Genomic DNA, 26,569 nt, shown 5'->3' with positions numbered 1-26,569 from the left:
ATTGTCACAAGTATACCACAAATATATTCATTATTAATATAGCAAAACTATTTACTATTTAATTTTTTATAAATTTACTTTCTACATTTTGATTAAAATTTATTATATGACGTGGAGACTATATTTATTTTAATAAAATGTCTTATCCATTGCTATTTATTGATCTATTACTCTTCCTGCGTATTTCATATTTGATGTACTTAAAGTACTTATCTTAACAACATCACCAGTATGAGGAGCATGTATATATTTATCATTACCTATGTACATGCCAACATGTGTTGAATCGCTTTCCTTATTGAATACTAAATCTCCTGGCTCTACATCATTTATATCTATAGGCTCTGATGCTTTTTGCTGTTCTTGAGAAATTCTCGGTATACTTATTTTTTCTTTTGCAAATACATACTGCATAAGACCAGAGCAATCAAATCCGCTTGGTGTTGTTCCTCCCCAAAGGTATGGAACACCTAAATATCTTTGTGCTGTATTTATTAAGTTTTTAGCAAGTTCTGAAATTCCATCTGGAAGTTCAATTGGAACAATGGTTCCATTAGTAACATTTAAAAGTTCACTATTTTCTTCAATGTATTTAATAAGTTTTGCTTTTTCTTCTTCTAATTTTGAAAGTTCTTCTTTAACATACTCTTTATCTTCTTCTAGCTTCTTTTTATCATTTACAATTTTCTCTTTAGTATTCTCTAAATTTTCTTTAGCTTCTTTTGTTTCTTCAATTAATTTTGCATCACTTTTGCAGATTCTATAAATAGAATTTAGATTGTTTATTGCATCTAATAGATTTTCTGAATTTAAAATTGCCTCTATATATTTTAATGGTGTGACTTTAAGTCCTCCACTGTTTTCAATTTCTTTTAATCTTTCAGCAAGTAGTTTGTCTCTTTCTTCAACCTCTTTTTCAAGAGATTCTATATTTTCTTCATTAACTTTGATTTCTTCACTTTTAGCATCCAATTCTTCTTGAAGCTTTTGTAATTTGTCCATCTTTTCTTCTATGTTGTTATCACACTCTTGTATGTTTAATATAACTTCTTCAAGTGAATTACTTTCTTCCTCAGATTGAGTAATTCTTTCTGCCTGCTCCATTGGTGCAGCAATTACAGTTATATAATTTAGAGTAGTTCCACTAAATAGTAATCCTATAATCGCTATTTTTCCTATATTCTTATTCATACTTTCTCCTTTTGTTTATGTATACAGAATCATATATTAGTCTATTCTATTATAAGACAAGTTTATGTCAAATTTTTTTCGTAATTATTAAATATTTATTAATCTTCAATCAAAAAATAAATTAAGTCTTTTTAATATTATAAAAAACTTAACTGTATGTAAACTTAACTAAATTTAATAATTTTGAAAAATATAAAGGCTTAAGTGATATTTTTGAATATCACTTAAGCCTTTAGTTATGAATATGGTTTAATATAAGCATTAATTTTTCTTATTTAAAGTAATTAATAAACATTTATTTAATAAAAAGTCTATTTCATTTTTAAGTCTTAAAAGTTCTTCTGAATTTATATTTTCAAGTTCATTTCCGTCATTTTTAAATTCGTGACTTAATTCATTATAAAGGGCTACTATTTGTGATTTCTTTTTATCTCTTAATACATCCAAGTATTTTTTAACTGCATACTCTAAATCATTAGCCCATCTATCTACTGCATTTACTGCCATATCTTCAACTGACTTTTGCCAATTAATTGATTGGAATAAAGAAAAAATTGACTCTGTGAACACTGCTAGATATTCTGTGATCGCCTTTATTGAAGTAGCTCTTATTACCTTAAAAAATTGTTTCCTATTATGATCAGTTTTTATGCTTTCATTATTTACTTTTAATCTTTTAAGGTTCTTATATGTGCTGTTTTTTGCCTGTTCTTCTGAATGCTCAGATTGTCTTAAAAGTTCTCCTGTCATCTTTTTTATTTCATCGCCTAAATGCTGATCTATAACATTTACCATAACTTCACTGTATGAAGGAATATTTATTCTCACTCTTTCCTTTAAGTTATTTAAAGAAGCCTCTAAAACCTCATCTATTTTTCTCTCTAAAGAAATTATCTCATCTTCAGTATAATTTATTAAATCATCTGTTTGTTCATTAGTAAACTTTGGCACATAATAATGTTCCATTAGATTTAATGTTTCTTCTTTCTTTGACCACTTGCTTTCATCATATATTATTTTGCTTATTTCTTCTTTTACATTTAAAGCTGATTTATCAATATATTTTACTGTATTTAATTTTATCTTTGTATATCCTCTTTCAATATTTTCAATTATTCCACTCTTTTTATCCAATAAAGTACTATAGATATTTGCTATTTCTTTAATATCTCCTCTTTTTGCTTCTATATTTGCAATTTTAGAGTTAATTTTTATATTACATTCATTTAATATAAAATCCTGATAGCTTTTTAAAGTTTTAGCCAATTCTTCTTTTTTATCTTCTGAGTTTATTCTTTCATATATATAATCATAAAGCTTAGTAGCATCTGGTATTTTATCAATGCTGCTTTCTATTAAAAATGTGTTTGGATCTCTATTTGTACATTTTTCAAAATTACTTTTTATTTCTTTTATTCTTTTATTTTCTTCGTTAACTCCAGAAGGACACATATTAACTGCTAAAACTATTTCTACATCCTTATCAATTGCTTCTGCAACATATTTTAAAAATTGATAATCATAATCACCAAATCCAACTTTATAAGATACTACATATACTATGAAATCACTTTCTGGAATAAATTCTTTAAGAACTTCTTCATGATAGCTTTCAAGTGATCCATAACCTGGAGTATCAAATAATCTTAAATTATCGTATTTTTCATTTTTACATTCTCCAATATATCTTAATCTATGTAGATTTTCTGGAGGATTTACCACAAGCTTATCAAATTCTTCTTTTTCAATTATTCTATATGTACTATCCTTATTTATTAAAAAGCACATCTCTTCGCAACTATTAGATATAGCCACTTCTGTTATTACACTTGTTGTTGGCTTAACGCTTTCAATAAGCACTTTATTTTCAAAAAGACTATTTATAAGTGTACTTTTCCCTGAACTTGTTTCCCCAAGCATAACCACATAATGACTTGGATTTACAACTCTTTCTTTTATTAATATATTTTTATTTATTATCCTATCGACTCCAAGTTCCCTGACTACTCTATCTATTCTTTTTTGTCTGTTTATGCACTCTTCAAATATATTCATATTCTCGTCTCCTTTTAAACTTAAACTTATTTGAAGCTTTCTCTAAGCTCATATAATAATTTTAAATCATCTTCAAATTTCTCTATATGCTCTTTTGTATATGTTCCTTCATATTGTTTCTCTATTATAATAATATCATCTTTAAAGTTCTTTTCTAAGGATTTTCTAAAATCTTTTATTGAATCATCTATTTCTATCTGCTTTGCCCTTAAATCATCTAAGATTTCTTCTTTTAGATAATTTTTTAAGTCTTCTATCATAGGATTCATATCTTTCATAGTAAAATCAGCTCTTGTCTTTACTATTTTTTGTCTCATATAATCTCCTAAAATAGAAAACATAATTCCAATACCCATACCAGCTAAAATTCCAATTGGGCCACCAAGTGCAGATGCTGCAGTTATTGTTCCTATTAATCCTCCAGATAATCCAAGAAGTGATGGAAGTGATTTTTCATACTTAATTTCACTTTCTTTATTAAAAAAAGATATATTTTCATACGTTCCATTAAAGCCTCTAATTGTAATATCTCCAAGCTTATCATTAATATCCTTTATTATCCTACTTGTACTGTTTAAAACTTCATCCATGATTTCATTTATTGCTTTATCTGATAATTCTTTATAAATCATTCCAAGTTTTTCTCCATCAACTATTCCTTTGTTTATAATTCTCTTTAAATCTCTAGTCAATGTTGCTATTTTTTCATCTATTAATAAATTAGCATTTTCTATAAGCTGATCTAGACTGTAATCTGCATCATTTCTTATTTTTTTAAAGTTCCTTTTATTCTCACTTATGATGTCTTTAATTCCTTCTATTTTTTTTTCTTTATCAAATTCATTTTCCTTAGTTTCGTTTAAAGACACAGTTTTATATGTTTGTATCTTTCTTTCTATATTTTCAAAGCAGTCTTGTATTTTTATATTCAAATTGCCTTCTAAAGTTTTATTATAATCTATAGCAACTTTTCTAATTTCATCTATTACATTTGTTATTCCTGAATTCCTATATTCTTCATCATTATAGGTCAGCTTGCTCTTAAGAGCCTCATATACATTTACAACATTTACATGAATTTCTTTATCTTCATTATGCGATAAACTGATTCCTTGTATTACACTTTCATTATGTTCCTTTGCATCTTCTGCATCTTCTTTTGTTTCATCATTCCACTTATTTTGAACAAAAATTGTATTTGAAAGTTTAGGCCATAATGCATTTATAAAGTTTTTTTCAGTCTTAGTTATTGGAGGGTTAGTTCTAATTACAAAAATTGCAAAAGCAAGTCTATTTACATAATCTAATGTTGTCTTTTGATTCTCTGGAGTTAAACTTCCAACACCAGGTAAATCAACAAGGACTAATCCTTGTTTTAGTATTTCACTGTCATTAAAAATTATTATTTTACTAACGTTAAGTTTATTTGCTTCATTATAATCATTATGAACATACTTTTCTAGTTCCTTTATATTTATCTTTTCTTTTGGCTTATCATGAAAATATATAATAGCTTCATCAGTATTTTCACCAAACTTAACTTCTACTGGAACACAAGTTGTTTCGTCAACATCAGTGGGGAGAACATTATCATCCATTAAAATCGCATTTAAAAAGCTGCTTTTTCCAGCCCCCTGTACACCTAAAACTGGCATTATCAATTCATTTTTGTCTAGATTCTCAATAAAATGCTTAAAATACTCTTTATATTCTTCTCCCTGACCCTCATGATTGAAATATTTATCTATTAAATAATTAAATCTATCATCATTAAGTAATTCCATGTATGTCATAGTATCCCTCCAAATTAAGTTTACAAAACCAATCTTTATTTTTTCTTAAAAATCTTTGAAAAGAATGATTGATTAAGATATTCTACTTCTTCTTGAAGATTAGATAATTTTTCACTGTGTTCGCCTTCAAGTTTATTTACAATTTGAATCAGCATATTCTTTTCATCGATTTGTTCACTTATTTTATTAAGTTTTTCTATAAATAACATTTTGTGATCAAAAAAATTGCTTTGAATTATTTTTTCTAAATCATCTATTCTAGTATTTAAATTCATTATGTATTTATTATTTTCTTCTAATTTTCCCTTAATAGACTCATTTTCTTTAGATAATTCTTTTAATTTATTGTTTAAAATGTTATCTTCTTTTGTCATAACATTATTTAAACACTCTTCTAATACATTTTCAATGGAAGATGTCATTTTATTTATACTTTTATTTAAATCATCAAGCTTTTCTAATGCTTCTTCATTCTCATCACTTATATCTTCCCTAAGATCATTAATTCTTTTTTCTATTGGTTTTAACTTTTCTAGTATTTCTCCACTTACATCTTTTGAAACCTTTGTAAGTGAGATTACCATTTCATCCTGAAGCTCTTCCATTATATTTTTTGTAACTTCATCACATTGAATTGAAATACTTTTGTTTTCCATAACTGTTCTCCTTTTTAGTCTGCCTTTTCATCTTTAAGAAAATGCATTAAAATTTCCTCTATTATCTGCTTTTCTTCTAATCCATGTGCTAAAAAGTTTCCAAATAATCTTTCTTTTACTTCCTTATAAGCACTTAAAATGAACTTATCACATTCCTGACATTCTATTAATGTTAGATTGTATATAGGATTTTTAGAATTTATAAGCAAATACCCTTCTTCATAAAAATTAAATAATTTTAATATTTTAATTTTTAAATTATTCATATCATATAAAAGTTCTTTTATTATACCTGCGTTAATAAATTCTCTTGTAGAATCTATAACAAAATTTATTCTAACCTTATTTTTGAAAACAAACTGCCTTAAAAATATACTTGTACATATCTGTTTATCTGAACTCCCGATCTGTATTCCATTTATCATAAGATACATATTATAGCTAATTCCGCTTATACCTTCAAGCCTCGTTAAAAGCTCATCTTTATCAACACAATTTTCATAAACACAAAGTACATTTTCTATTTTTAATATGCCTTTTGTAATCAATATTTTTATTTTTTCATCATCTAAAATAATCTTTTTTATTCTATATAAAAATTCTACACATGTATTTATATCATAAAACCATATCACTTCTTCTTGTATGTTCTTTCTTATATAATTACCAACGATTAAATAGTTTTTCTCAACTATGCTATTTGCATACTTAAAAATATTAAATGACTGCATAGAAATATGAGTATTTACAAGGTTTCTAAGTGCTTTCTTGGTTTTTAATAAATTATCATCAATATTTAAATCTTTAGTTATGTAGTCTAAATCATCTCTTAAGTCTATAAGTTCATCATAAACCTGCTTAATGTTATATATATCAATATCTGCATTTCTCTTTTTATCATAATTTTCACTGTTTTCTTTTAAAACAGCATAAATCTTATTTAATGAATCTGTGTATTGTGAGCTCCAGTCATAAAGAATATCAATATATTTATCCTTATTCTTATCACATACATTACAAACTTTTGCTATTGTAGCATCCTTGTCAATTATTTCTTCACCATATTCTTCTTCATCATATCCCCAACGTATTTTTAAAATATTAGAAACAAGTCTTTTCCCTTTATTAAATGCTCCATCTTTCTTTATTAATCTTACTTTTTCCTCATGCTTCATAGTAATATCATTAATATCTAAACTTTCACTTGCATGACTTGGCAGTGTATAACTATATCTTATATCTAAGTTCAATTTTCTGTAAACTCTTTGTCTATCTACTTCACAGTTTCTAACAATATCTAATATATCTTTTTCTATTTGAAAATTTTCCTTATTGATCTGCCATATTATCTCTAAATAATTACTAACTTCTTTTGAATCTTCCTTTTTTATATTTTCAATTGTTCTAATTGTAATATTATCAATTTCTTTTATTTTTTCATTTATCTTTTGACGTCCTTCTTGAAATTTATAAACCAGTTCATCAATTTCTTTAGGTTCCACATCATAAAACTGTGATGTATCTTTTATGATTTCTTCATCCATATCTATTATAAAATTTATTTTCTGCTTTAAACTTAGAATTCTCTCATTATTAATTTTAGGTGTAACCTTTCTTACACACTCTTTTACAGCATCTATAAAATCTTGTATATTAGATATATCAAATAGTTCTTTATTATTATTTACTATTCCTTTAAAAGCATTTAGAGCTGATATTTGAATTACACTACTATTCTTTCCACTGGTAGCTACATGTAAAATATTTTCTGCTCTTTTTCTATGCTTTTCTAATATAACTTCATTATCTTCTTCAATAATTCCATTTTTCCCGAGCTTTGGTTCTATAGAATCTATCATATTTTGGACCATTATTATTTCTTTATCTTTTTCAAACACAGTTATTATTTTTTCTTTGTTTACATTATCACTGCTTGCTTTAACTGTTGTTAAAAACACACATATATCAATTGTTGGAAGAAGTATTTCAAGAGTCAGTTTTTCATGCATCTCTAAATCACATGCATCTAATCCTGGACTATCTATTATTTGAATATTATCATCTAAAAGAAACTTTGGACTTTTAATGTCTATTTGAGTTACATTATACTTATTATTTGCATTTGAACTTTCATCTGCATATTTCTTTATAATATCCTCATTTAAATCTTCACCTTTTAAACTTAATGGTTCTTTATCTCTAAAATATACAATTCCTTCACGTTCATGACCTTTAGAACATGTTATAATAATACTGGAACTTGGCTTAATTGCTATAGGTAATATTTTTTCACCTAAAATGCTATTTACAAGAGTGGATTTGCCGCTGCTCGTGACCCCTATAATAGCAATTCTTATAATATTTCCATCTGCAATTTTTTCTCTATTTTTAAACCACTCAATATCATTTTCATATCTATTTTTTCTGTATTCGTCTTTCTCTAGGACATTTCTTATTTCTTTTATTATATTTAATATATTTCTTTGTTTATCCATTTTTTTCTCCAAAAAGTTTACTTATCTATGGCTATCTTATCACACTTTTATTGTATAAACCAATTTAATTTTCTTAAATTTAACTACAAAAATCTTAAATTTATATTAACATATTCTTTATCATTAATTTCTTGACTATCTTTTACATTAACTGTATATTATTTTTAGACTAATAATTTAATTGGGGGATTAAAAATGAGTTTTACTAGTATAAGAACAATACCATCACCAGAGGAAATAATTTCAATGACACCTCTTGATGAGCATTTAAAAAAGGTTAAAGCAGAAAGAGATAAAGAAATCAAAGAAATTTTCAGTGGTAAAAGCAATAAATTAGTTGTTATTATAGGGCCTTGTTCTGCTGATGATGAAGATTCTGTATGCGATTATGTTAACAGATTAGCAAAAGTTAATGAAAAGGTTAAGGACAAGCTTTTTATTGTTCCTAGAATCTACACAAACAAACCTAGAACAACTGGGGAAGGATATAAGGGCATGCTTCATCAACCTGATCCTGAAAAATCACCTAATATGCTTGAGGGATTAATTTCTATAAGAAAGATGTTTATACGTGCAATTAAAGAAACACATCTTACTCCTGCTGATGAGATGCTATATCCATCCAATCATCCTTATTGTGACGATTTATTAACTTATGTTGCAGTTGGAGCAAGAAGTGTCGAAAATCAACAGCATAGACTTACTGCGAGTGGTGTTGATGTTCCAGTGGGTATGAAAAACCCAACCAGTGGAGATCTATCAGTTATGTTTAACTCAATAACCGCTGCACATTGTAAACATGATTTTTTATATAGAAGTAATGAAGTAAAAACAAGTGGTAATCCTTATGCCCATGCAATAATGCGTGGTTCTGTTAATAAGCGTGGTATAAACATTCCAAATTATCACTATGAAGATTTAATGCGTGTTTTAGAAATGTATAAACAACATGATTTTCCTAATCCAGCTGTTATTGTTGATGCAAATCATTCAAATTCAAATAAGCAGTTTGCAGAACAAACTCGTATAATTCAAGAAATACTTCACAGCAGAGAATATAATCCAGAACTAAAGCAATTAGTTAAGGGTGTTATGATTGAAAGCTACATTGAAGAAGGATGCCAAAAAATAGATGAACATATTTATGGAAAATCTATAACCGATCCATGTCTTGGATGGGATGCTACAGAAAGATTACTTTATTATATGGCTGAAAGAGTTTAATTTGGTTATATAAATTTACACTGCTAAAGAATTATTTTATTTATTCTTTAGCAGTGTTTTATTTTTAATTTCTTTATATTTATTAATAAATTTATCATTGTAACATATATTTTAATATTTATTAATTTGATATTAGTTATTTATATTTCCAATTAATATAAGTTCTTAAAAACCCGCTTAATGTTTTAATTAAATGTTGGTAATTTCATGTAATTAATAATTGATAAATTGCAATATAATTATTTTTAAAATCATATATTTTTTATTACATTTTTAATACGTACACTATTAAAATACAATAGTGTTAACGTATACAAAAATTACATGAATTATATGAATATTTTATCTGTTTTATTATTAATTGTTAATTTTAATCAGGATGAAAAATACTAAAAAAGATATTATATTATAAGTATAAACAATATTGATTGGAGTGATCTTTATGAAAACTATTAATAATTCTGTTATAAACAATAATTCAAAAAAGTTGAATATTTTTAGTAAATTCTTGCACTCTATCCCTAACCTTTTAATGAATGATTCTGATCAAGAAGAGGTCTATCATCCTTATAAAGATAGTTGCTACTTTAGAGATATATATGATATTCAGTGTACAACACGTAACAAAACTTTTCATTAAAATTTGATTGGTTTTTATATAAATAAAGCAAAAAAAGTTGGCTTACATAATTGTAAGCCAACTTTTTATTAAATTTCTCCATTTAACATGTCATGAATTATTCTAGTAGCATCCATATATTTAGAAATAGATCTTCCATGATTTAATCTATTTATTATTCTTGAACAAAGCTCAGATAAATCTGCACTATAGAACCATGGTGCATTTTTTAGTGTTTCTGGCACATATGTTAAATTAGTTGAATATATTCTAGTTATAAGTCCATCTTCATGTGCTTTATTAAACTTTTCAAGACCTTCTGTAAAGAATGCAAATGTAGCTGCTACATATACATTTCTTACATTTCTCTTCTTTAATTCTTTTGCTATATCTAAAACTGATTCTCCAGATGCTATCATATCGTCAACAATTAATACATCTTTTCCACTTACATCTCTTCCCATATACTCATGTTGAACTATAGGGTTTTTACCATTAACTATTGTTGAATGATCTCTTCTCTTATAAAATAATCCTACATCAACACTTAAAGCACTTGAATAATAAATTGCTCTATCCATAGCTCCAGTATCTGGGCTGATTACAAGTAATTTTTCCTTATCTAATTCTAAACTTTTTTCATTATGTACTAATGCTTTTACAATATCATATGTAGGATATATATTTTCAAATGATAGTAAAGGAATTGCATTTTGGATATTAGGGTCATGAACATCAAATGTGATTATTTCATCAACACCTAATCTTTCAAGCTCTTGAAGTGCAAGGGCACAGTCTAAAGATTCTCTTCCTTTTCTTCTGTGTTGTCTTGATTCATATAAAAGTGGCATTATTACTGTAATTCTTGCTGCTTTTCCTCTAATTGCAGCAACAGTTCTTTTTATATCTTGGAAATGTTCATCTGGGCCTTTATGATTTTCAATTCCAAACATTTTATATGTGCAGCTGTAGTTTCCAACATCACATAATATATACATATCTTTGCCTCTAACCGTTTCAGAGATTTTTACTTTACCCTCACCATTAGAGAATCTGATTTCATTTAATGGTATTAAAAAAGATTCACTAGTACCTCTCATCTTTTGTATGTAATTATCAATAGCCTTTCCTAGTTCTCTGCAACTTTCAAGAGCTATTATTCCAAGTTCATGATTTAATTCAGTCATTGGTGCCTCCCCTTTAGTTATATTAACACAATATTTTAATTTGTATATGCTTTAACATTATCAGTATATACTAAAAATTATTATTAATAAATATAAAAATGTAAATTTTATATTTATTATATGATGAAAATGTTTTCTTATACTACTTTATATTCTACAATAAGTGATTAATTATTATTATAGAATATATTAGAAGGATATTAATACAGAAATTCTTTTATAATTAATTTACTCCATGATATTACATAGAAATACATATTGTTTTAACATTTCGCTTTTATACCAGTCTGTTTTTAAAACATTAACATATCCATCAATTAATGTCTTTACTCGTTTATCCTCTGTAAACTGCTGAAATATTGAAAATGAAAATAATAATATGATTCCAATTCCAATAATAATTTTGGCCAAACTAGAAATATTATTAAATATTATAAGCATAATTCCTTGTAGTACAATTGCTCCTATGGATATATAAGTTAAATAATCTATATTCTTTTTAGTACTTTTTACTTTTTGTTTTAATTCTTCAATTGAATTAACATCCTTATATAATAATTCAAGCTTGTCTCCATAAATGTCATAAAATTTCTTTGCTATATATTCTTGATTTTTTCCATTATATAATTCAGAAATTTTCATACACATTACTTTTTGATATTCATATTCAGTTATTTTTTTATACTCATACTCATCTTTTTTGACTAAGCTAGGAATTTTGACTTGTAAATCCCCTTCATTATCTACAACAATTTCATAGTTATCATGTCTTATATCACCATAACTGTCTTTTATTACTTCTAGTGCTGGATTTAAAACTTTATTATTAACTCGCTTTCCAGTTAAAATTTCTAAAATTGTCATCATTGCTCCCCCTTAGAAAATAAATATATTAATATTAATTTATATATACTATATTACTATCTTTACCATAATAATGCAAAACAAATATAACTTGCATACTTATTGTAAGAAAAATTAAAAATAATTTTTAATAATTCTTTTTTTATAGACTAAATGTGATAATATATTACATGGAGGAATTAACTATGTTAAAAATTATAAAATATATTAAATATGGAGTATATATGATATTCTTTCAATTGAAAGGAATAAAATATGCATTACTAAAGAAATTCAAAGGCATGGAAACAGCATCAGAGTATGTGAAAAAGGCAGCGTTTTTATGGAGTGAATTTACAATAAAAACAATTGGAATTGATATAGATTTATCTGGAGAAGAAAATATACCTAATGAACCATGCATATTTATTGGAAATCATTCAAGTATATTAGACATACCATTAATCTTATATACTTCTAATAAGAAGGTTGGATTTATTGCAAAAAAAGAAATTCTAAATGTACCTATAATAGGATACTGGCTTAAAAGAAGCGGTGGAATTGCACTAGATCGTGAAAATCCAAGAGAAGCTATAAAAAGCATAAACGAATGTGTTGAAAATACCAAAAAGGGATACTCAATAGGTTTATTTCCTGAAGGCACAAGAAGCAAAGATGGCTTAGTTGGAGAATTTAAAAGAGGCAGCTTAAAATTTGCAACAAAATCAAATTGTCCTATAGTTCCTGTAAGTATAGATAGAGCTTCTCGATGCTTTGAAGATAACAGAAGCTTCATTTCAAATAAAATCAAAGTTGTCTATGATAAGCCTATTTATACATCAAATTTAACTAAGGAAGAGGAAAAGAACTTATCTGAAACAATTAGAAATATAATAATATCTAATTTAAAATAAAAAAAACTGCTTTTTTCATAAGTATAAATTTGTACACCTAAAAAAACTAATAAAATAAGCTAGACTATATTTTAAAATGGAACCTATGAAATAAACACGTAAAAAAAGGCTATTTTTATAGGTTCCATTTTATTTTTATATTCTAGCTCCTTTTAATTATATATTATTTCTTTATACGTGGAAAATAATCAGTATGAAGAAGTTCATGAGCTTTATGACTTAATGGATGATCTAGATATTTTTCATAAATAGCAAGAACTTCTGGATTTTCATTTGATCTTCTAATAGCTTTCGACCTATCTATATTATTTAGGCCTTCTGCTCTTTCCTTTAAAATTTGTTCTTTATTTTTTCTTATTTTAGGCTGGCCTCCGCCACCAACACATCCACCTATGCACGCCATTATTTCAATTGCATGGAAAAATTCTTCACCTGATCTTATTTTATCTAACATTTTCCCTGCTTCTTTAAGACCATGTGCAACTCCTATTCTCAAATTTATATTATCAATTTTAACTTCACATACTCTAAAGCCATCCCATCCTCTAAGTGCTTCAAACTCTAATTTATCCATTTTCTTTTTAGTTATATTTTCACATGCAGTCCTTACTGCTGCTTCTATAACTCCACCTGTTCTTCCAAAGATTATTCCAGCGCCAGTATATTCACCCATTACATTATCTATTTCTTCATCTTCAAGTTCTTTTAGATTTATCTTTGAATCCTGAAATATTTTTATAAGCTCTCTTGTTGTTATTACATAGTCAACATCGTAATTCATATCCATTGAAAATTCTGGTCTTGATGCTTCATACTTTTTAGCAATACATGGCATAATTGCAACAGACGTTACTTCTTTTCTTGAAAGTCCTTTTTCTTTTGCCCAAATCTCTTTTGCTACAGTTGCAAACATCTGCATTGGTGATTTTGCAGTTGATGGTACTTCAAGCATATCTGGATAATTTTGCTCTATGAACTTAATCCATGACGGACAACATGAAGTAAGAATTGGAAGCTTAACATTTTTATCGCCTGCAAGATATTTTTCAAGTCTTTCTTGGAGTTCTGCTGCTTCTTCCATTATTGTTAAATCTGCGCCCCAAGTTGTATCAAAAACATAGTCTACTCCAATTTTTCTAAGACCTGCTGCTAGTTTCTTTTCTATATTTTCTCCTGGCTCAAATCCAAAAGCTTCACCAATTGCAACTCTTATAGCAGGTGCCATTTGAGTGATCACCATCTTATTTGGAGTAGCCAAATCCCTAAGAAACATAAGTGTATTATCCCCTGCTGTTATAGCATCAACAGGACATACTGATATACATGCTCCGCAATGAGTACATCTATTATAATCTATATTATGTTGCTTTCTTAACTCTCCATCTATACAATCAACTGGGCACACTCTTTTGCAGCTTCCACACCCAATACACCTACGGGTAATTGTTAGCTTTATAAGATGATTACATTGAGAAGTATAACACTTGTTTTCTTCTATATGCTCTTCTATTTCTTCATAGAAATTACTTATGATTTCTTCCATTATGTTATGTTTTTGATTCATTTTAACTTTTACAGTTTCTGCAAGAGTTCTCAATAGATAAACATCACGCATATTAGATACACCTTTACTTATTCTATCTAAGACTTTAAGCATTTTTGTTATTTCATCTTTAACGGTTTCATAGCCTTTATAAGTTTTATCTTTAATTCTCCCTAGTAAGTATTCTATGTAAAATTTTCCGTACTGAATTATACAATCTTCTTCTGATAAAATAATAATAGTTCTACTTACATTTTTATCAAATAATTCAAAATCTAATTCTTTATCTAAACTATCTTCTGTTAAGAAACCTCCAAATGGCATTCCAATATGAGCTGCTTTAAAATCGCTTTTATTTATGATTCCTCCACAAAGATCAATTACTTCTCTAAGAGTTGCTTTTTCTGGAATTTCTATTATTCCTGGATTATTAATTTTTCCGCATATAGCTATGCTCCTATTTTTATCGGATGAAATTTCTTTTAATAATTCTTCACTAAAAACAGAAAATACTGAACCTAATGAACTTTGTATTAAAGCTGTTTTTTTATCTTCCATAAATATTAACACTCCTAAAATTTTATTTTATTTATTACTCTTTGTTATGTCCTTACTGCCATATCCATATAGTATATTCCATTAAATGTTTTTCATACTTAACATTAGAATATGTTATAAAAAACTAACCTTTTTTTCAAATTATTGATATATTATTTTAGTTTGAAAATATAAAATATTTATTCTTATTATATAAAAAATCATTTATATAACTTTTTTAACTTTTTATTACATCATTTATATATTTATCAATATCATCACATTTATCTTTATGCTATTCATATTTTTAGTATGCACAATGGATAAAATATGATGATATTAATATTTAATTTTATTCACAAACTTTTCCAGGATTCAATATATTTTTAGGATCAAAAGAATATTTTATTCCCCGCATTATACCTATACATTCATTTGGCAATGACTGCTTTAAATATCCTTTTTTAGCAAAACCTATACCATGTTCACCAGAAACTTGTCCTTGTAATTCTTTAGCTTTATCATACATTATCTGCATTATTTCAGTTAATTTTTTATTCCAATTTTCTTCATCTAAATCGTCTCTTAATATATATATATGAAGATTTCCATCTCCAGCATGACCAAAACTCTTTATCCTTATATTCTTTTCCTTCTCAAGTTCATGAGTAAAAGTTACAAATTTACCTATCAGATTTCTTGGAACTACAACATCAACCTCATCCATCTCTGTAGTCAATGCTTTAATTGCTTCTAAAAAGCAGCCTCTTGCTGACCATATTGATTCTTGTCTTTCTTCTGTATCTGAGATAAGTACATCTAATGCGCCTGCTTCTAAACATATATTTGCTACATTTTCATAATTTTTTTCTATTTCTTCTGTTGAATTTCCATCAAAAGTTAGAAGTAAATATGCATCTGAAGATTTATCTGGAAAACTTTTTCCTAAAAATTCTTCTGCTGCAAGTATTGCTTCTCTTTGCATGAACTCTATTGCTGTAGGAATTGATTTTGATTTTATTATTTTAGGTACAGTTTCTATTGCATCCTCGAGAGTATTAAATGGAATAAGAAGGCTTACAGCCTTTTTAGGCAAAGGTAATAATTTTAAAATTGCTTTAGTTACTATTCCAAGTGTACCCTCTGATCCAATTATTAAGTCTTTTAATGAATATCCAGAACTATTTTTAACAACCTTGCCACCTAAATTTACAACTTCTCCATTTGGAAGTACTACTTCTAATCCTCTTATATAGTCTCTAGTTACACCATATTTTACTGCTCTCATTCCACCAGCATTTGTATTTATATTTCCACCAATTGTTGCTGATTTTTCTCCTGGATCTGGTGGATAAAACAACTCATGTTCTTCTACATACTTGCTTATTTCCATAAGCAACACTCCAGGTTCTAATGTTAATGTTAAGTTTTCTTCATCAAGTTCTAATATTTTATTCATTTTACTAAGGTCTATTACTATTCCACCTTCAAGAGGTACTGCAGCACCAACAAGACCTGTTCCTGAACCTCTTGGTGTTACTGGAATATTATTTTCATATGCGTATTTCATAATTTTTGATACTTCTTCTGTTGATAGTACCTGCACAACTATATCAGGCATTTTCTTTATTCCACCTAATTCATCATGGCTATAATCTTCATTTACATCATCTTTAAAAAAGACTCTTTCTTTATCATTTTCTATTACAGATAAAACATATTCATAATCTTTTAATTCTACTTCCTTATAACTCATTTTTATGCCTCCTTAGCTAATTTAATTTTTTCTATTAGATCAGGTATTATTTTATATAGGTCTCCTACAATTCCATAGTTTGCCACTTTAAAGATAGGAGCTTTATCATCAGTATTTATTGCAAATATATAATCTGAATTGTTCATTCCTGCTGTAAATTGAACTGCTCCTGATATTCCACATGCTATTATAAGCCTAGGTCTTACAGTTCTTCCGCTTAAACCTATTTGTCTTTTTGCATCTACCCATCCTGCTTCTATTAATGGTCTTGTACACGCGAATTCTCCACCTAAAAGTTCAGCAAGCTCTTTTAATAAATCTATATCTTTTTCAGACTTAACTCCTCTGCCTGCTGCTACTATTATTTCAGCATCACTTATACCAACATCTTTATTCTTTTTCTTAACATCTAATGCTGTGATTTTAGATTTAAGATTTTCTTTCTTTATTTCACATTTAATTATTTCACCTTTTACCTCTTCTGATCTTTCTGGTGCTGTCATAACTTTATATCTTACAGTGGCTAACTGAGGTCTTGAATTTGGTGTTACTATTTGTGCCATTATATTTCCACCAAAAGCTGGTCTTATTTGCACTAAATCTGTATTTTCCTTCATATCTAATATTGTACAATCAGCTGTAAGACCTGTTTTAAATCTAGCTGCAATTCTAGGAGCTAATGATCGTCCTATAGTTGTTGCTCCAACTAATATTGCTGCTGGCTTAATATTATTTATAAAGTCTGAAAAGGCTGCTGTATATGGTTCTATTCTAAAATATTTTAGTTCTTCTTCATCATAAACAAATACTTTATCCACTCCATAATGTAATAATTCTTCAGCTTTATCATATATATTACTTCCAATAAATACTGCATACACTTGCTCTCTTACCTTTTCTGCAAGTTCTCTTGCCTTTCCTATTAATTCATAGGTTACTGGATGTATTTCTCCATCTACATGATCTACATATATTCCTATACCGCTCCAAAGACTTTTATCTATCTGCTTTACTTCTTCTTCTACATACTCAACTGCACCTTTAGGTCCCTTTTTAACACATAATCTGCACATTTTACATGCCCCGCTTATTTCAAGAACACCATTGTGGTTTTCTAATGCACCAAAGGGGCATATTTTTACTAACTCCTCAATATTTCCAATCTTATCTTGATTTACCACTAACTTTGCCATAAAATTTCACTCCTTTTTAATTCTAGTGTTATATAAACTTCAATTCTTTCAATTTACATTCTATTTTTTCACTTAATTCAGAAGAGTTACCTGTCCATAGTTCTCTCTGATCGTTTACCTCTGGTGGGAATATTCGCTCTACTTGCGTTGGAGATCCGTTTAATCCATAATTCTTTTCATTTTTATCTTTAAAATCATTTAAGCTTAATATTTTTATTTCTTTATCTTTAGTTTCTAATTTCTTTTTATAAGAAGGCAATCTTGGTTCGAATATTCCTTTTTCTACTGTTATAAGGCAAGGATATGCAATATTTACTGTTTCAATGCTCTCAGGCATGTCCATTTCAACTGTTACAGATTTATCCTTTAGCTCAACAATCCTTTTTACATTTGTTACATGTGGTATATTAAGCCATTCTGCCATTTCTGCTCCTACTTGCGCTGTATCACCATCTGTTGTCTGCTTACCACAAACTATAAGATCTATGTCCCCCATCTCTTTTACGCCTTGTGCAATTGTATAAGAAGTAGCTAATACATCTGCTCCTCCAAATTTCCTATCTGAAAGCAATGTTCCTTCATCCGCTCCCATAGTAAATGCTTCTTTTATTATGCTTAAAGCTTGAGATGGCCCCATACTTAGTACTTTTACTGTTCCACCTTTGCTTTCTCTTATCCTTAATGCAGTTTCTAAAGCATATAAATCATATGGATTCATTTTTGAATCAACTCCATCTCTTTTTAATACTCCTGTACCAGGATCTACTTCAACTTTTGAAGTTCCTGGTACTTGTTTAATGCAAACTAAAATATTCATAACTATTTCCTCCTAAAATTTAATTTATAATACAAAAATTGATCCGCAGAAAAAAACTATTATTCCTGCTAATACAATATATAGTAAGCATACTTTTAAGGCTGAATTTAGTATTTTTCCTTCGCTGCCTATAAGATTAGTTGCTGCTGTTGCAACTGCAATACTTTGTGGTGAAATCATCTTTCCAGCAGTAGCACCTAAAACATTTCCTCCTGCTATCCAATAAGGATTAGCACCAATAGAATTAGCTGCTTGTACCTGCAACTGACCAAACAAAACGTTTGCAGATGTATCACTTCCTGTTATAAATGTTCCTAATGCTCCTATTATCGGTGAAAATAAAGGATAAAATCTTCCTGTAATTATAACCAAAACGTCTGCTATAGATTTTATCATTCCGCTATAGCCCATAACTTTAGCTAAAGCTACAATAGATACTATTGTTATTGCAGATTTTGTCATCTGTTTAACTGTGCTAAATAATATAAGTAGTATCTCTTTAAATCTACAACCTTGTAATAAACCTCCAACAAATGTAGCTAATATTATCAATACTCCTGGGGTTACTAACCATGAAAATGTATATGGCTTTGCTCCAATGCCCGTATAAATAAGTATAGATGTTTTTATTTTTGAAAGAGGATTATATATAGCTGGAAATAAAGGTGAGCATACTATTACAAACAAGAATACTAATATAAATGGAATCCATGCTCTAATCTGCTCTTTTACTGATACCTTTTCTTCTTTTTTCTCATTTGTTTCTTTGTTATAAAACTTTTTTGCTAAAAGTATTGTTACAAGCATAGAAGTAATAGACCCTGCCAATGCTGGAAGTTCTGCTCCTATAAATTTTGCGACTAATATTTGTGGTACTGCAAAGGCTATTCCAGATGCAAGTGTTATTCCAAATACACCTTTAATAGCTTTTATGCTTTTTCCAGTTATAGCAACTAATATAAATGGAATTATTACTATCATTAAGCTGAGTTGAATTGTTGTTATATAGGATAATTGATGTATGTCTAAACCAGTTACTTGAGATAAAGTTATTATTGGTAATCCTATAGCTCCAAATGCTGTTGGTGTAGTATTTGCAATTAAACAAATTATAGCTGCAAATACTGGATCAAATTCTAAAGCTGCTAGTATAGCTGCTGGAATTGCTACTGCTGTTCCAAAACCTGCTACTGACTCTAAAAATCCTCCAAACCCCCAAGCTAGTATTAAAACCAGAATCCTTTTATCTTTGGTGATATTTACCATTGTCTTTTTTATGATTTCCATGCTTCCTGAGTGAATTGATAAGTTATAAGTAAATACTGCTGCAATAATTACAAGAACTATGGGCCATAGTGCTAAGAAAACACCTTCAAAGCTAGCTGTAACAGCATCGAGCACGTCCATTTTCCAAATAAAAATAGCAATTAGAAACGTTATCAAAAATGCGATAGGACAGGCTTTATGCCCTGGAATTTTAATTTTCCCAAGAGATATAATAAGCCAGATAATAGGAATACAAGCAACAAAGAATAATAAATTCACCTTTATCCCTCCACTTTTTTAATACATCATACCAGTTACTAATTGGTATGACCAATTCACAATTTAATTATAATTTGTAATCTTATGGTTGTAAACGATTGTTATTTTTTTAACTAAAAATTTTATTTTTGTTAATTTATCAAATTACTGTAACTTTATATAATTAGGCGAATAAAAAAATAAGTCAATAAATAAAAATTAATTATTGGCTTATTTTCTAAATTGATTGTTTAAATTATCACAATATACTATTCTTCATATCCATATGCTTTTCTGATTAAATCAAAATGCTCTTTCATCGCCTGACTTGCTTTTGCTTCTTCTCTGCATTTAAGTGCTCTAAGCAAATTTTCATGTATTTCTAATAAATTTTCTCTGGTATTTCCTTCATGCAAAATTTGCATTCTAGATTTTCGTATAAATTCGTCCATAAGCTGTGATAATACTTCAAGAACATTTATTAATAACATATTTCTTGATGTTTTAGCTATTAAATAGTGAAACTCTATATCTAACTCAAGACTTTCCTCTTCAGTTTTTGCAAGATACATCCTATTTAATATAGCTGTTAAAAGTCCTAATTCATTTTCTTCTATATATCTTGCTGATAACTTAACACATTGAAGTTCTAGTGTTTCTCTTAAATCGTACATTTCTTTAACTGAACTCTCCTGAAGCATAAACATAAGTGATAATGGTTCTATTAATGAATTATCAAAGTTTGTTCTTATGTAATTACCTGCTCCCTGTATACTTTCAATTAAACCTATAACTTCTAAAGCTCTAAGCGCTTCTCTAACAGATGCCCGTGATAAGCCCAAAGATTCTGCCATTTCTCTTTCAGAAGGAAGCTTATCCCCTTTTTTTATTTTTCCTTTTTTTATTTTGTCTTTAATTACCTCTATAACCTGATCATATGCTTTTGGATTCCTTATAGGAGTTGACATATTTACTAGCCTCCATTTTTTCTATGTAGTTTAACACCTTTATTATAACATTAATACAATTATTTCTTTAGATTATAATACTTATTAACTTTATTTGTTTTAAATAATGGAATTTATTAAATTTCCATACTATAGCCCCTATTTTATCTTCAGAATTACCCACACCTTCCATTTAAAAGGTATCATAATCCATAATGATTTCCCTGGAAATAAATTACATTTCATAGAAAATATCATATATAAACTATTGTATCATATGATATATTACGATTATATATTCTTTTATTAAATCTATACTTTTTAGTACTTCATCTCAAAATTTATTGCTTTATGATGACTTTTTAATTAACTTTGGCATATGTTTAACTAAAAAATATATAAATAATTTCTAGTGCATTTACTGTATAAAGACTATATTTATAGGAAAAGTTTAGTAATACATTGTGTAACTCTAAGTCCCCATAAACACTGCATTGAGTATAAACAATGCTAAATATCGATGACTATCTTTTACTATTGATTTTCTTTTTCAGTATTGATTTTTCTGTGATAAGCAGTTATAATGATTATAATAAATGAAAATATTTCAATATATGGAGGTAATATATATGAGTGAAAAAGAAAAAGATTGTAAATGTAAATGTGAAGAAAAAGTTGAAGTGACATATGAAGCAGAAAAAAATGTTGATCCTACAAAGGAATGTGATCCTAGCAATCCTGATTACCCATGGGTATCATGTGGATTAGATAAAAAAGATAAAAAAGAAGAAGAAAAATAATATATAAAACTTCACATAAATAAGATACACCCTATATAGTGGACAAGATATAAATTCCATTATATAGGGTATTTTATTGCTCATTTATAAAATTATTTTTCACCTTAATATTCATATTTAATAAAATTTCATAACGTGTTAGATGTATAATATGCTGTAAAGCTCGTTGTAAATTATTAACTATTTTTATTTTTTCCTTTTATATCCCCCTTTAGTTGACAATTCTAGGGATGTTAAAGGCACCATTTGATAGAGTAACTCATACCATATTTTTTAACATAAATTTAACATATATATTAGTTAAAGTTTCATTGACATTTATTTCATGCCCTCCTATAATTAGCGTGACAAATATTATTATATAAATAGAAAGCTGAATTATATTATGAATACGATAAAAAAATTACTTTTAGGAAAACCGTTAAAAAACAATGAAATTTCACACCAAAAGTTATCAAAACTTTGGGGTCTGCCTATTATGGCAAGCGATGCTGTCTCTTCTGTTGCATATGCAATTGAAGAGATATTATTAGTTCTAATTCCTATTGCAGGTATATTAGCATTTAAATTTATACCGTATATTACCATTTCAATTTTACTGCTTTTATTAATTTTAGTGTTGTCTTATTCCCAAATAATCGATCACTATCCAAATGGTGGTGGTGCTTATGCTGTTGCTAAAGAAAACTTAGGCAAGATAGCTTCATTAGTTGTGGCATCTGCATTAATTGTAGATTATATAATGACTGTTGCTGTTAGTATTTCATCTTCAACTGCTGCTTTATCTTCCGCTTTTCCAGCATTACAAGATTATAAAGTGGTTGTTTCTTTAGTTTGTGTAATTTTTATTACACTTATAAATTTAAGAGGAATACGTGAAGCCTCAAACATTTTTGGACTTCCTACATATATATTTATTTTTTCTATGCTCTCATTAATTATTGTTGGATGCTTTAAACTATTCACTGGAACTCTTCAGGCTGTAAGTTATTCAACACCAGTAATTCCTGCTGAAACTGTCAAAGGAATTGGTATGATATTATTATTAAGAGCGTTTTCTTCAGGATGTTCTGCTATGACTGGTATTGAAGCAGTAAGTAATTCAATTCCAAGCTTCGAAAATCCTGCACAAAAAAATGCCAAGCTTATTTTATACATGCTTGGAGGAATAATAATATTCATCTTTGGTGGTACTTCAATTTTAGCTATAAATCTTCACGTTGCGCCATCAGATGGACATACTGTCTTATCACAAATGGCAAGTGCTGTTTTTGGGCATGGCTTTATGTATTATATAATACAAATCTTTACATCAATAATATTGATTTTAGCTGCAAATACAGCATATAATGGACTACCTCAATTGCTATATATACTTGCGCATGATGGATACGTTCCAAGACAATTTTCTTCAAGAGGAACAAAACTTAGTTTTTCTAATGGTATATTATTTATATGCATTGTTTCCTCTTTGCTTATAATTGCTTTTAAAAGTGAGACTCATAGATTAATTCCTCTTTATTCAGTAGGAGTATTTGTATCATTCACTTTATCGCAATATGGTATGTTTAAAAAATGGCGTGTTATTAAAGAAAAAGGATGGAGATATAAATCTCTTATAAATGGATTTGGTGCTTTAGTTACATTAGTGGTTTCAATTATTGTATTTCTAACAAAGTTCAGTCATGGTGCTTGGATTCTTGCAATTGCAATGCCAATTTTAATGTTTATAATGTATTTTATTCATAAACATTATTCCTTTGTTGCAAAGCAGCTTAGACTTGATGAGTTTAATCCATATTATAGAGAAGAAAAAAAGGCTTCATCCACTCAATGTATAATTCTTGTACATGATATTAATAAACCATTTTTAAAGTCTCTAAATTATGCTAATTCTATTTCAACCGATATAATTGCTCTTCATGTATGTCGTCATCCTGAACATGCTAAGCAGCTTAGAAAACAATGGGAAAAATTCAATATTCCTATAAAATTAGTTATTATGGAAACACCGTATAGAGATATAATAAAGCCTTTAGATGACTATTTATGGAAACGAGAAAGTGAACTAAAATCAGGAGAAAATATATCTGTTATTTCAGTTAAGTTTGTTACTGCTCATTGGTATGATACTATACTTCATAATCAAACAACTTACTTCCTAGAAAAGCATTTAAGCAAGCACAAAAATGTTTCAACAGTTATATTGCCTTTCCACTATAATCTTAGCAAAGTAAGTTTAGATAATCCAGATCGTAAATATAGTTAAAATATAATTTAAGAAAAAAAGTTAAGCTTTTAGATATAAAAGCTTAACTTTTTTCTTACTCTTCTCTAAAAATTTTCATAAGAAACCTTGATAATATTCTTAGAAAAAAAATCTTATTGTATGGAATACCGAATTCCATACAATAAGACTCACTTTTTAACAACCCAGTATATATCTAAGCTGCCAATATGATTTAAAATGAAAAATTTGCTTGCAAGGTTATCGTTTGAGTAACCCTCCTAACTTCTTTGTCTGTGTGGGAACAAAGAAGCTTTTTGTTCTTGAGAATATTATATAGTTAAAAAACATTAATTTTTAAATCTTTAATTTTAATTGAAAACTATTCTCAACTATATAGTACATCCTTATATTAGTTTTGTCAATAATTTTATTGCACATTTCTGTAAAAATTATTAGGATTCTCTAATTGTGATTTTCATTGATTTACTACATTTGTTACACTTGATAATGGAAATATCAAACTCACCTTAGTTCCTTCATTTACTTTAGAACTAATATTTATTTGCATACCCAGTCTTAAGCAAAGTTTTCTGCACAAATATAATCCCATTCCAGTACTCTTTCCAAATTTTCTTCCATTTTCTCCTGTGAAGCCTTTTTCAAATACTCTATTTATATCTCTTTCTACTATTCCCACTCCATTATCTTCTACTTTTAGTACCACAGAATTAGCAAGCTTCTGTGAAGTGATTTTAATTTTCCCCTGTCTTCCTTGTATGTATTTTATTGAATTTCCAATGATTTGATTTAAAATAAACTCAACCCATTTTACATCACAATAAACAATTTCGTTTATTTCTTCTAACTGCAAAATTATCTTTTTACTTATAAAATCTCTATAGTTTCTTTTTATAACTTTTTTTACTATATGATTAAGATTAACTTCTTTAATTATATAGTCTTTTGATGCTTCATCACTTCTTGAGTAATATAAAACCTGCTCTACAAAGTTTTCAATTTTATCTATCTGCATATCTATTTTTTTAGTAACTTCATTATTATTATTTTCTATAAGAAGTCTTGTAGATGCTATTGGAGTCTTTATTTCATGAACCCAAGTTTCAATATATTCTCTGTATTCTTTCTGCATATTTTTATAGTATTTTACATTTTCATGCATATCTCTGCCTATTATCTTTAAAATATTATTTATATTTTCTCCAATTAGAAAACTTGGTTCTTCAATTACTTCTGGTAATAAATATTTTTTATCTAATCTATCTAAAAGGCTTTCTATCGTACTAAAATATTTCTTATATTTAATGTAATCTAAAATCATATAAGTAAGTAAAGGCACAAACCATATAAACGCCACTAAAAAAATTATCACTAAACTGACCTTAGCAAATATCATAATTCCTAAAGCTATAATAAAAACAATTAAATTAACAGCTAAAAACAAACCTTTATCTTTAAAGAAATCTATTATTTTCATGGCATTATATATCCTAATCCTCTTCTTGTTTCTATGGCATTTTCTATGCCTATCCCCTCTAGTTTTCTACGTAATCGTGTTATATTCACTGTTAATGTACTATCATCTACAAAGTAATCAGATTTCCATAAGTATTCTATAAGTGAATCTCTAGAAACAATAGCCCCTTTACTTTCTATTAAACATGATAGAATTTTAACTTCATTTTTAGTAAGTTCCAATTCTTTATCCTTATATGTAATAGATGCATTTGATAAATTAAGCTCGAAATCCTTGTATTTTAAAATAGTACTAGAAGCTGTACTCCCACTTGCTCTTTTAAGGAGAGCTGCAATTCTTGCTAAAAGTATCGCAGTGTTATATGGTTTAGTTACAAAATCATCAGCTCCTAAATTCATGCTCATTAATTCATCCATCTCACTATCTCTACTCGTTACAATTATTATTGGAATTTCAGATTCTTTTCGTATTTCCCTACATATATAATATCCATCATAAAATGGCAAGTTTATGTCTAATAATATTAAGTCAGCTTTTTCTTTCAAAATATCTTCTACAATATTTTCAAAATCTATTGGAGCTACTACTTCATAATTATATTTACTTAAAAAGCTATTAAGTTCGTCTCTAATTATTTCATCATCTTCTACTATTACTATTTTTTTCATAAATACTCCACCTATTATTTTTTATTAACATACTCTTATAGTAATATTTTCGCATATACATATTCCTATATTTTTTCCTATT

19 protein-coding genes are annotated in these 26,569 nt (G+C 27.7%); 4 read left to right on the top strand and 15 right to left on the bottom strand.

Annotation, left to right across the window (positions count from 1 at the left end; genetic code table 11):
• Positions 1 to 156: 156 nt before the first annotated feature.
• The 5 genes from CNEONATNEC86_RS10490 to CNEONATNEC86_RS10470 all read right to left on the bottom strand — a co-directional run bounded on the left by CNEONATNEC86_RS10490 (position 157) and on the right by CNEONATNEC86_RS10470 (position 8,190).
• Positions 157 to 1,191: a C40 family peptidase gene (locus CNEONATNEC86_RS10490; RefSeq protein ID WP_159135960.1), complete on the bottom strand. Its 1,035-nt coding sequence runs from the start codon at positions 1,189 to 1,191 to the stop codon at positions 157 to 159.
• A 261-nt stretch (positions 1,192 to 1,452) separates the two neighbouring features.
• Positions 1,453 to 3,246, bottom strand: a complete 1,794-nt coding sequence (locus tag CNEONATNEC86_RS10485) for a dynamin family protein (RefSeq protein WP_125149718.1) — start codon at positions 3,244 to 3,246, stop codon at positions 1,453 to 1,455.
• A 26-nt stretch (positions 3,247 to 3,272) separates the two neighbouring features.
• Entirely contained in the window at positions 3,273 to 5,039 is a 1,767-nt protein-coding gene (locus tag CNEONATNEC86_RS10480; protein WP_159135959.1) for a dynamin family protein, read from the bottom strand.
• Between the two features lie 35 nt (positions 5,040 to 5,074).
• On the bottom strand, positions 5,075 to 5,695 hold the full coding sequence (locus CNEONATNEC86_RS10475; protein WP_125149719.1) for a coiled-coil domain-containing protein: 621 nt from the start codon (positions 5,693 to 5,695) through the stop codon (positions 5,075 to 5,077).
• A gap of 14 nt (positions 5,696 to 5,709) precedes the next feature.
• Entirely contained in the window at positions 5,710 to 8,190 is a 2,481-nt protein-coding gene (locus CNEONATNEC86_RS10470) for a dynamin family protein (protein ID WP_159116220.1), read from the bottom strand.
• 195 nt (positions 8,191 to 8,385) lie between these two features.
• On the opposite strand from CNEONATNEC86_RS10470, the gene CNEONATNEC86_RS10465 reads away from it, so the two are divergent.
• Complete coding sequence (locus tag CNEONATNEC86_RS10465) at positions 8,386 to 9,414, top strand: 3-deoxy-7-phosphoheptulonate synthase (protein ID WP_058295363.1); 1,029 nt, start codon at positions 8,386 to 8,388, stop codon at positions 9,412 to 9,414.
• 708 nt (positions 9,415 to 10,122) lie between these two features.
• Here the strand turns inward: CNEONATNEC86_RS10465 and CNEONATNEC86_RS10460 are convergent.
• Together CNEONATNEC86_RS10460 and CNEONATNEC86_RS10455 are read right to left on the bottom strand one after the other, a co-directional pair.
• Positions 10,123 to 11,220 carry a ribose-phosphate pyrophosphokinase gene (locus tag CNEONATNEC86_RS10460; protein ID WP_058295364.1) on the bottom strand — a complete coding sequence of 366 codons (1,098 nt, stop codon included), beginning with the start codon at positions 11,218 to 11,220 and terminating at the stop codon, positions 10,123 to 10,125.
• Between the two features lie 228 nt (positions 11,221 to 11,448).
• On the bottom strand, positions 11,449 to 12,087 hold the full coding sequence (locus CNEONATNEC86_RS10455; protein WP_125149721.1) for a hypothetical protein: 639 nt from the start codon (positions 12,085 to 12,087) through the stop codon (positions 11,449 to 11,451).
• Positions 12,088 to 12,269: 182 nt separating this feature from the next.
• Here CNEONATNEC86_RS10455 and CNEONATNEC86_RS10450 point away from each other — a divergent pair, with 182 nt between their 5' ends.
• Entirely contained in the window at positions 12,270 to 12,977 is a 708-nt protein-coding gene (locus CNEONATNEC86_RS10450) for a lysophospholipid acyltransferase family protein (protein WP_058295366.1), read from the top strand.
• 163 nt (positions 12,978 to 13,140) lie between these two features.
• On the opposite strand, the gene CNEONATNEC86_RS10445 is transcribed toward CNEONATNEC86_RS10450, so the two are convergent.
• The 6 genes from CNEONATNEC86_RS10445 to CNEONATNEC86_RS10420 form a co-directional block, all read right to left on the bottom strand.
• Positions 13,141 to 15,078 carry a [FeFe] hydrogenase, group A gene (locus tag CNEONATNEC86_RS10445; RefSeq protein WP_058295367.1) on the bottom strand — a complete coding sequence of 646 codons (1,938 nt, stop codon included), beginning with the start codon at positions 15,076 to 15,078 and terminating at the stop codon, positions 13,141 to 13,143.
• Positions 15,079 to 15,409: 331 nt separating this feature from the next.
• Positions 15,410 to 16,813 carry an FAD-binding oxidoreductase gene (locus CNEONATNEC86_RS10440; protein WP_125149724.1) on the bottom strand — a complete coding sequence of 468 codons (1,404 nt, stop codon included), beginning with the start codon at positions 16,811 to 16,813 and terminating at the stop codon, positions 15,410 to 15,412.
• A gap of 2 nt (positions 16,814 to 16,815) precedes the next feature.
• Positions 16,816 to 18,006 (bottom strand): electron transfer flavoprotein subunit alpha, encoded by a 1,191-nt coding sequence (locus tag CNEONATNEC86_RS10435; protein ID WP_125149725.1) that lies wholly within the window; start codon positions 18,004 to 18,006, stop codon positions 16,816 to 16,818.
• A gap of 28 nt (positions 18,007 to 18,034) precedes the next feature.
• Positions 18,035 to 18,823 carry an electron transfer flavoprotein subunit beta/FixA family protein gene (locus CNEONATNEC86_RS10430; protein ID WP_125149726.1) on the bottom strand — a complete coding sequence of 263 codons (789 nt, stop codon included), beginning with the start codon at positions 18,821 to 18,823 and terminating at the stop codon, positions 18,035 to 18,037.
• Between the two features lie 24 nt (positions 18,824 to 18,847).
• On the bottom strand, positions 18,848 to 20,374 hold the full coding sequence (locus tag CNEONATNEC86_RS10425) for an L-lactate permease (RefSeq protein WP_058295371.1): 1,527 nt from the start codon (positions 20,372 to 20,374) through the stop codon (positions 18,848 to 18,850).
• Between the two features lie 242 nt (positions 20,375 to 20,616).
• Entirely contained in the window at positions 20,617 to 21,315 is a 699-nt protein-coding gene (locus CNEONATNEC86_RS10420; RefSeq protein WP_058295372.1) for a FadR/GntR family transcriptional regulator, read from the bottom strand.
• A gap of 608 nt (positions 21,316 to 21,923) precedes the next feature.
• On the opposite strand from CNEONATNEC86_RS10420, the gene CNEONATNEC86_RS21265 reads away from it, so the two are divergent.
• A complete protein-coding gene (locus CNEONATNEC86_RS21265; RefSeq protein WP_172437805.1) occupies positions 21,924 to 22,094 on the top strand; it encodes a hypothetical protein in 171 nt (56 codons plus the stop codon).
• A gap of 385 nt (positions 22,095 to 22,479) precedes the next feature.
• Positions 22,480 to 24,363 (top strand): APC family permease, encoded by a 1,884-nt coding sequence (locus CNEONATNEC86_RS10415; protein ID WP_159135958.1) that lies wholly within the window; start codon positions 22,480 to 22,482, stop codon positions 24,361 to 24,363.
• A gap of 436 nt (positions 24,364 to 24,799) precedes the next feature.
• Here CNEONATNEC86_RS10415 and CNEONATNEC86_RS10410 read toward each other — a convergent pair whose 3' ends face one another.
• Entirely contained in the window at positions 24,800 to 25,819 is a 1,020-nt protein-coding gene (locus CNEONATNEC86_RS10410; protein WP_159116215.1) for a sensor histidine kinase, read from the bottom strand.
• Complete coding sequence (locus tag CNEONATNEC86_RS10405) at positions 25,816 to 26,487, bottom strand: response regulator transcription factor (RefSeq protein ID WP_125149730.1); 672 nt, start codon at positions 26,485 to 26,487, stop codon at positions 25,816 to 25,818. The genes CNEONATNEC86_RS10410 and CNEONATNEC86_RS10405 overlap by 4 nt, the downstream gene beginning before the upstream one ends.
• Positions 26,488 to 26,569 lie beyond the last annotated feature (82 nt).

Source organism: Clostridium neonatale (assembly GCF_900465025.1).
In the GTDB taxonomy this organism is placed as follows: Bacteria; Bacillota; Clostridia; order Clostridiales; family Clostridiaceae; genus Clostridium; species Clostridium neonatale.
Note: the sequence above shows the minus strand (reverse complement) of the source record. Positions and strands in the feature narration are given on the sequence as shown.

Bases quoted from the DNA above. Each gene is read 5' to 3' on its own strand.
- CNEONATNEC86_RS10420 (WP_058295372.1), bottom strand. From the start codon at position 21,315: ATGTCAACTCCTATAAGGAATCCAAAAGCATATGATCAGGTTATAGAG.
- CNEONATNEC86_RS10450 (WP_058295366.1), top strand. From the start codon at position 12,270: ATGTTAAAAATTATAAAATATATTAAATATGGAGTATATATGATATTC.
- CNEONATNEC86_RS10455 (WP_125149721.1), bottom strand. From the start codon at position 12,087: ATGATGACAATTTTAGAAATTTTAACTGGAAAGCGAGTTAATAATAAA.
- CNEONATNEC86_RS10440 (WP_125149724.1), bottom strand. From the start codon at position 16,813: ATGAGTTATAAGGAAGTAGAATTAAAAGATTATGAATATGTTTTATCT.
- CNEONATNEC86_RS10460 (WP_058295364.1), bottom strand. From the start codon at position 11,220: ATGACTGAATTAAATCATGAACTTGGAATAATAGCTCTTGAAAGTTGC.
- CNEONATNEC86_RS21265 (WP_172437805.1), top strand. From the start codon at position 21,924: ATGAGTGAAAAAGAAAAAGATTGTAAATGTAAATGTGAAGAAAAAGTT.
- CNEONATNEC86_RS10410 (WP_159116215.1), bottom strand. From the start codon at position 25,819: ATGAAAATAATAGATTTCTTTAAAGATAAAGGTTTGTTTTTAGCTGTT.
- CNEONATNEC86_RS10435 (WP_125149725.1), bottom strand. From the start codon at position 18,006: ATGGCAAAGTTAGTGGTAAATCAAGATAAGATTGGAAATATTGAGGAG.
- CNEONATNEC86_RS10445 (WP_058295367.1), bottom strand. From the start codon at position 15,078: ATGGAAGATAAAAAAACAGCTTTAATACAAAGTTCATTAGGTTCAGTA.
- CNEONATNEC86_RS10470 (WP_159116220.1), bottom strand. From the start codon at position 8,190: ATGGATAAACAAAGAAATATATTAAATATAATAAAAGAAATAAGAAAT.
- CNEONATNEC86_RS10490 (WP_159135960.1), bottom strand. From the start codon at position 1,191: ATGAATAAGAATATAGGAAAAATAGCGATTATAGGATTACTATTTAGT.
- CNEONATNEC86_RS10475 (WP_125149719.1), bottom strand. From the start codon at position 5,695: ATGGAAAACAAAAGTATTTCAATTCAATGTGATGAAGTTACAAAAAAT.
- CNEONATNEC86_RS10465 (WP_058295363.1), top strand. From the start codon at position 8,386: ATGAGTTTTACTAGTATAAGAACAATACCATCACCAGAGGAAATAATT.
- CNEONATNEC86_RS10480 (WP_159135959.1), bottom strand. From the start codon at position 5,039: ATGACATACATGGAATTACTTAATGATGATAGATTTAATTATTTAATA.
- CNEONATNEC86_RS10485 (WP_125149718.1), bottom strand. From the start codon at position 3,246: ATGAATATATTTGAAGAGTGCATAAACAGACAAAAAAGAATAGATAGA.
- CNEONATNEC86_RS10430 (WP_125149726.1), bottom strand. From the start codon at position 18,823: ATGAATATTTTAGTTTGCATTAAACAAGTACCAGGAACTTCAAAAGTT.
- CNEONATNEC86_RS10415 (WP_159135958.1), top strand. From the start codon at position 22,480: ATGAATACGATAAAAAAATTACTTTTAGGAAAACCGTTAAAAAACAAT.
- CNEONATNEC86_RS10405 (WP_125149730.1), bottom strand. From the start codon at position 26,487: ATGAAAAAAATAGTAATAGTAGAAGATGATGAAATAATTAGAGACGAA.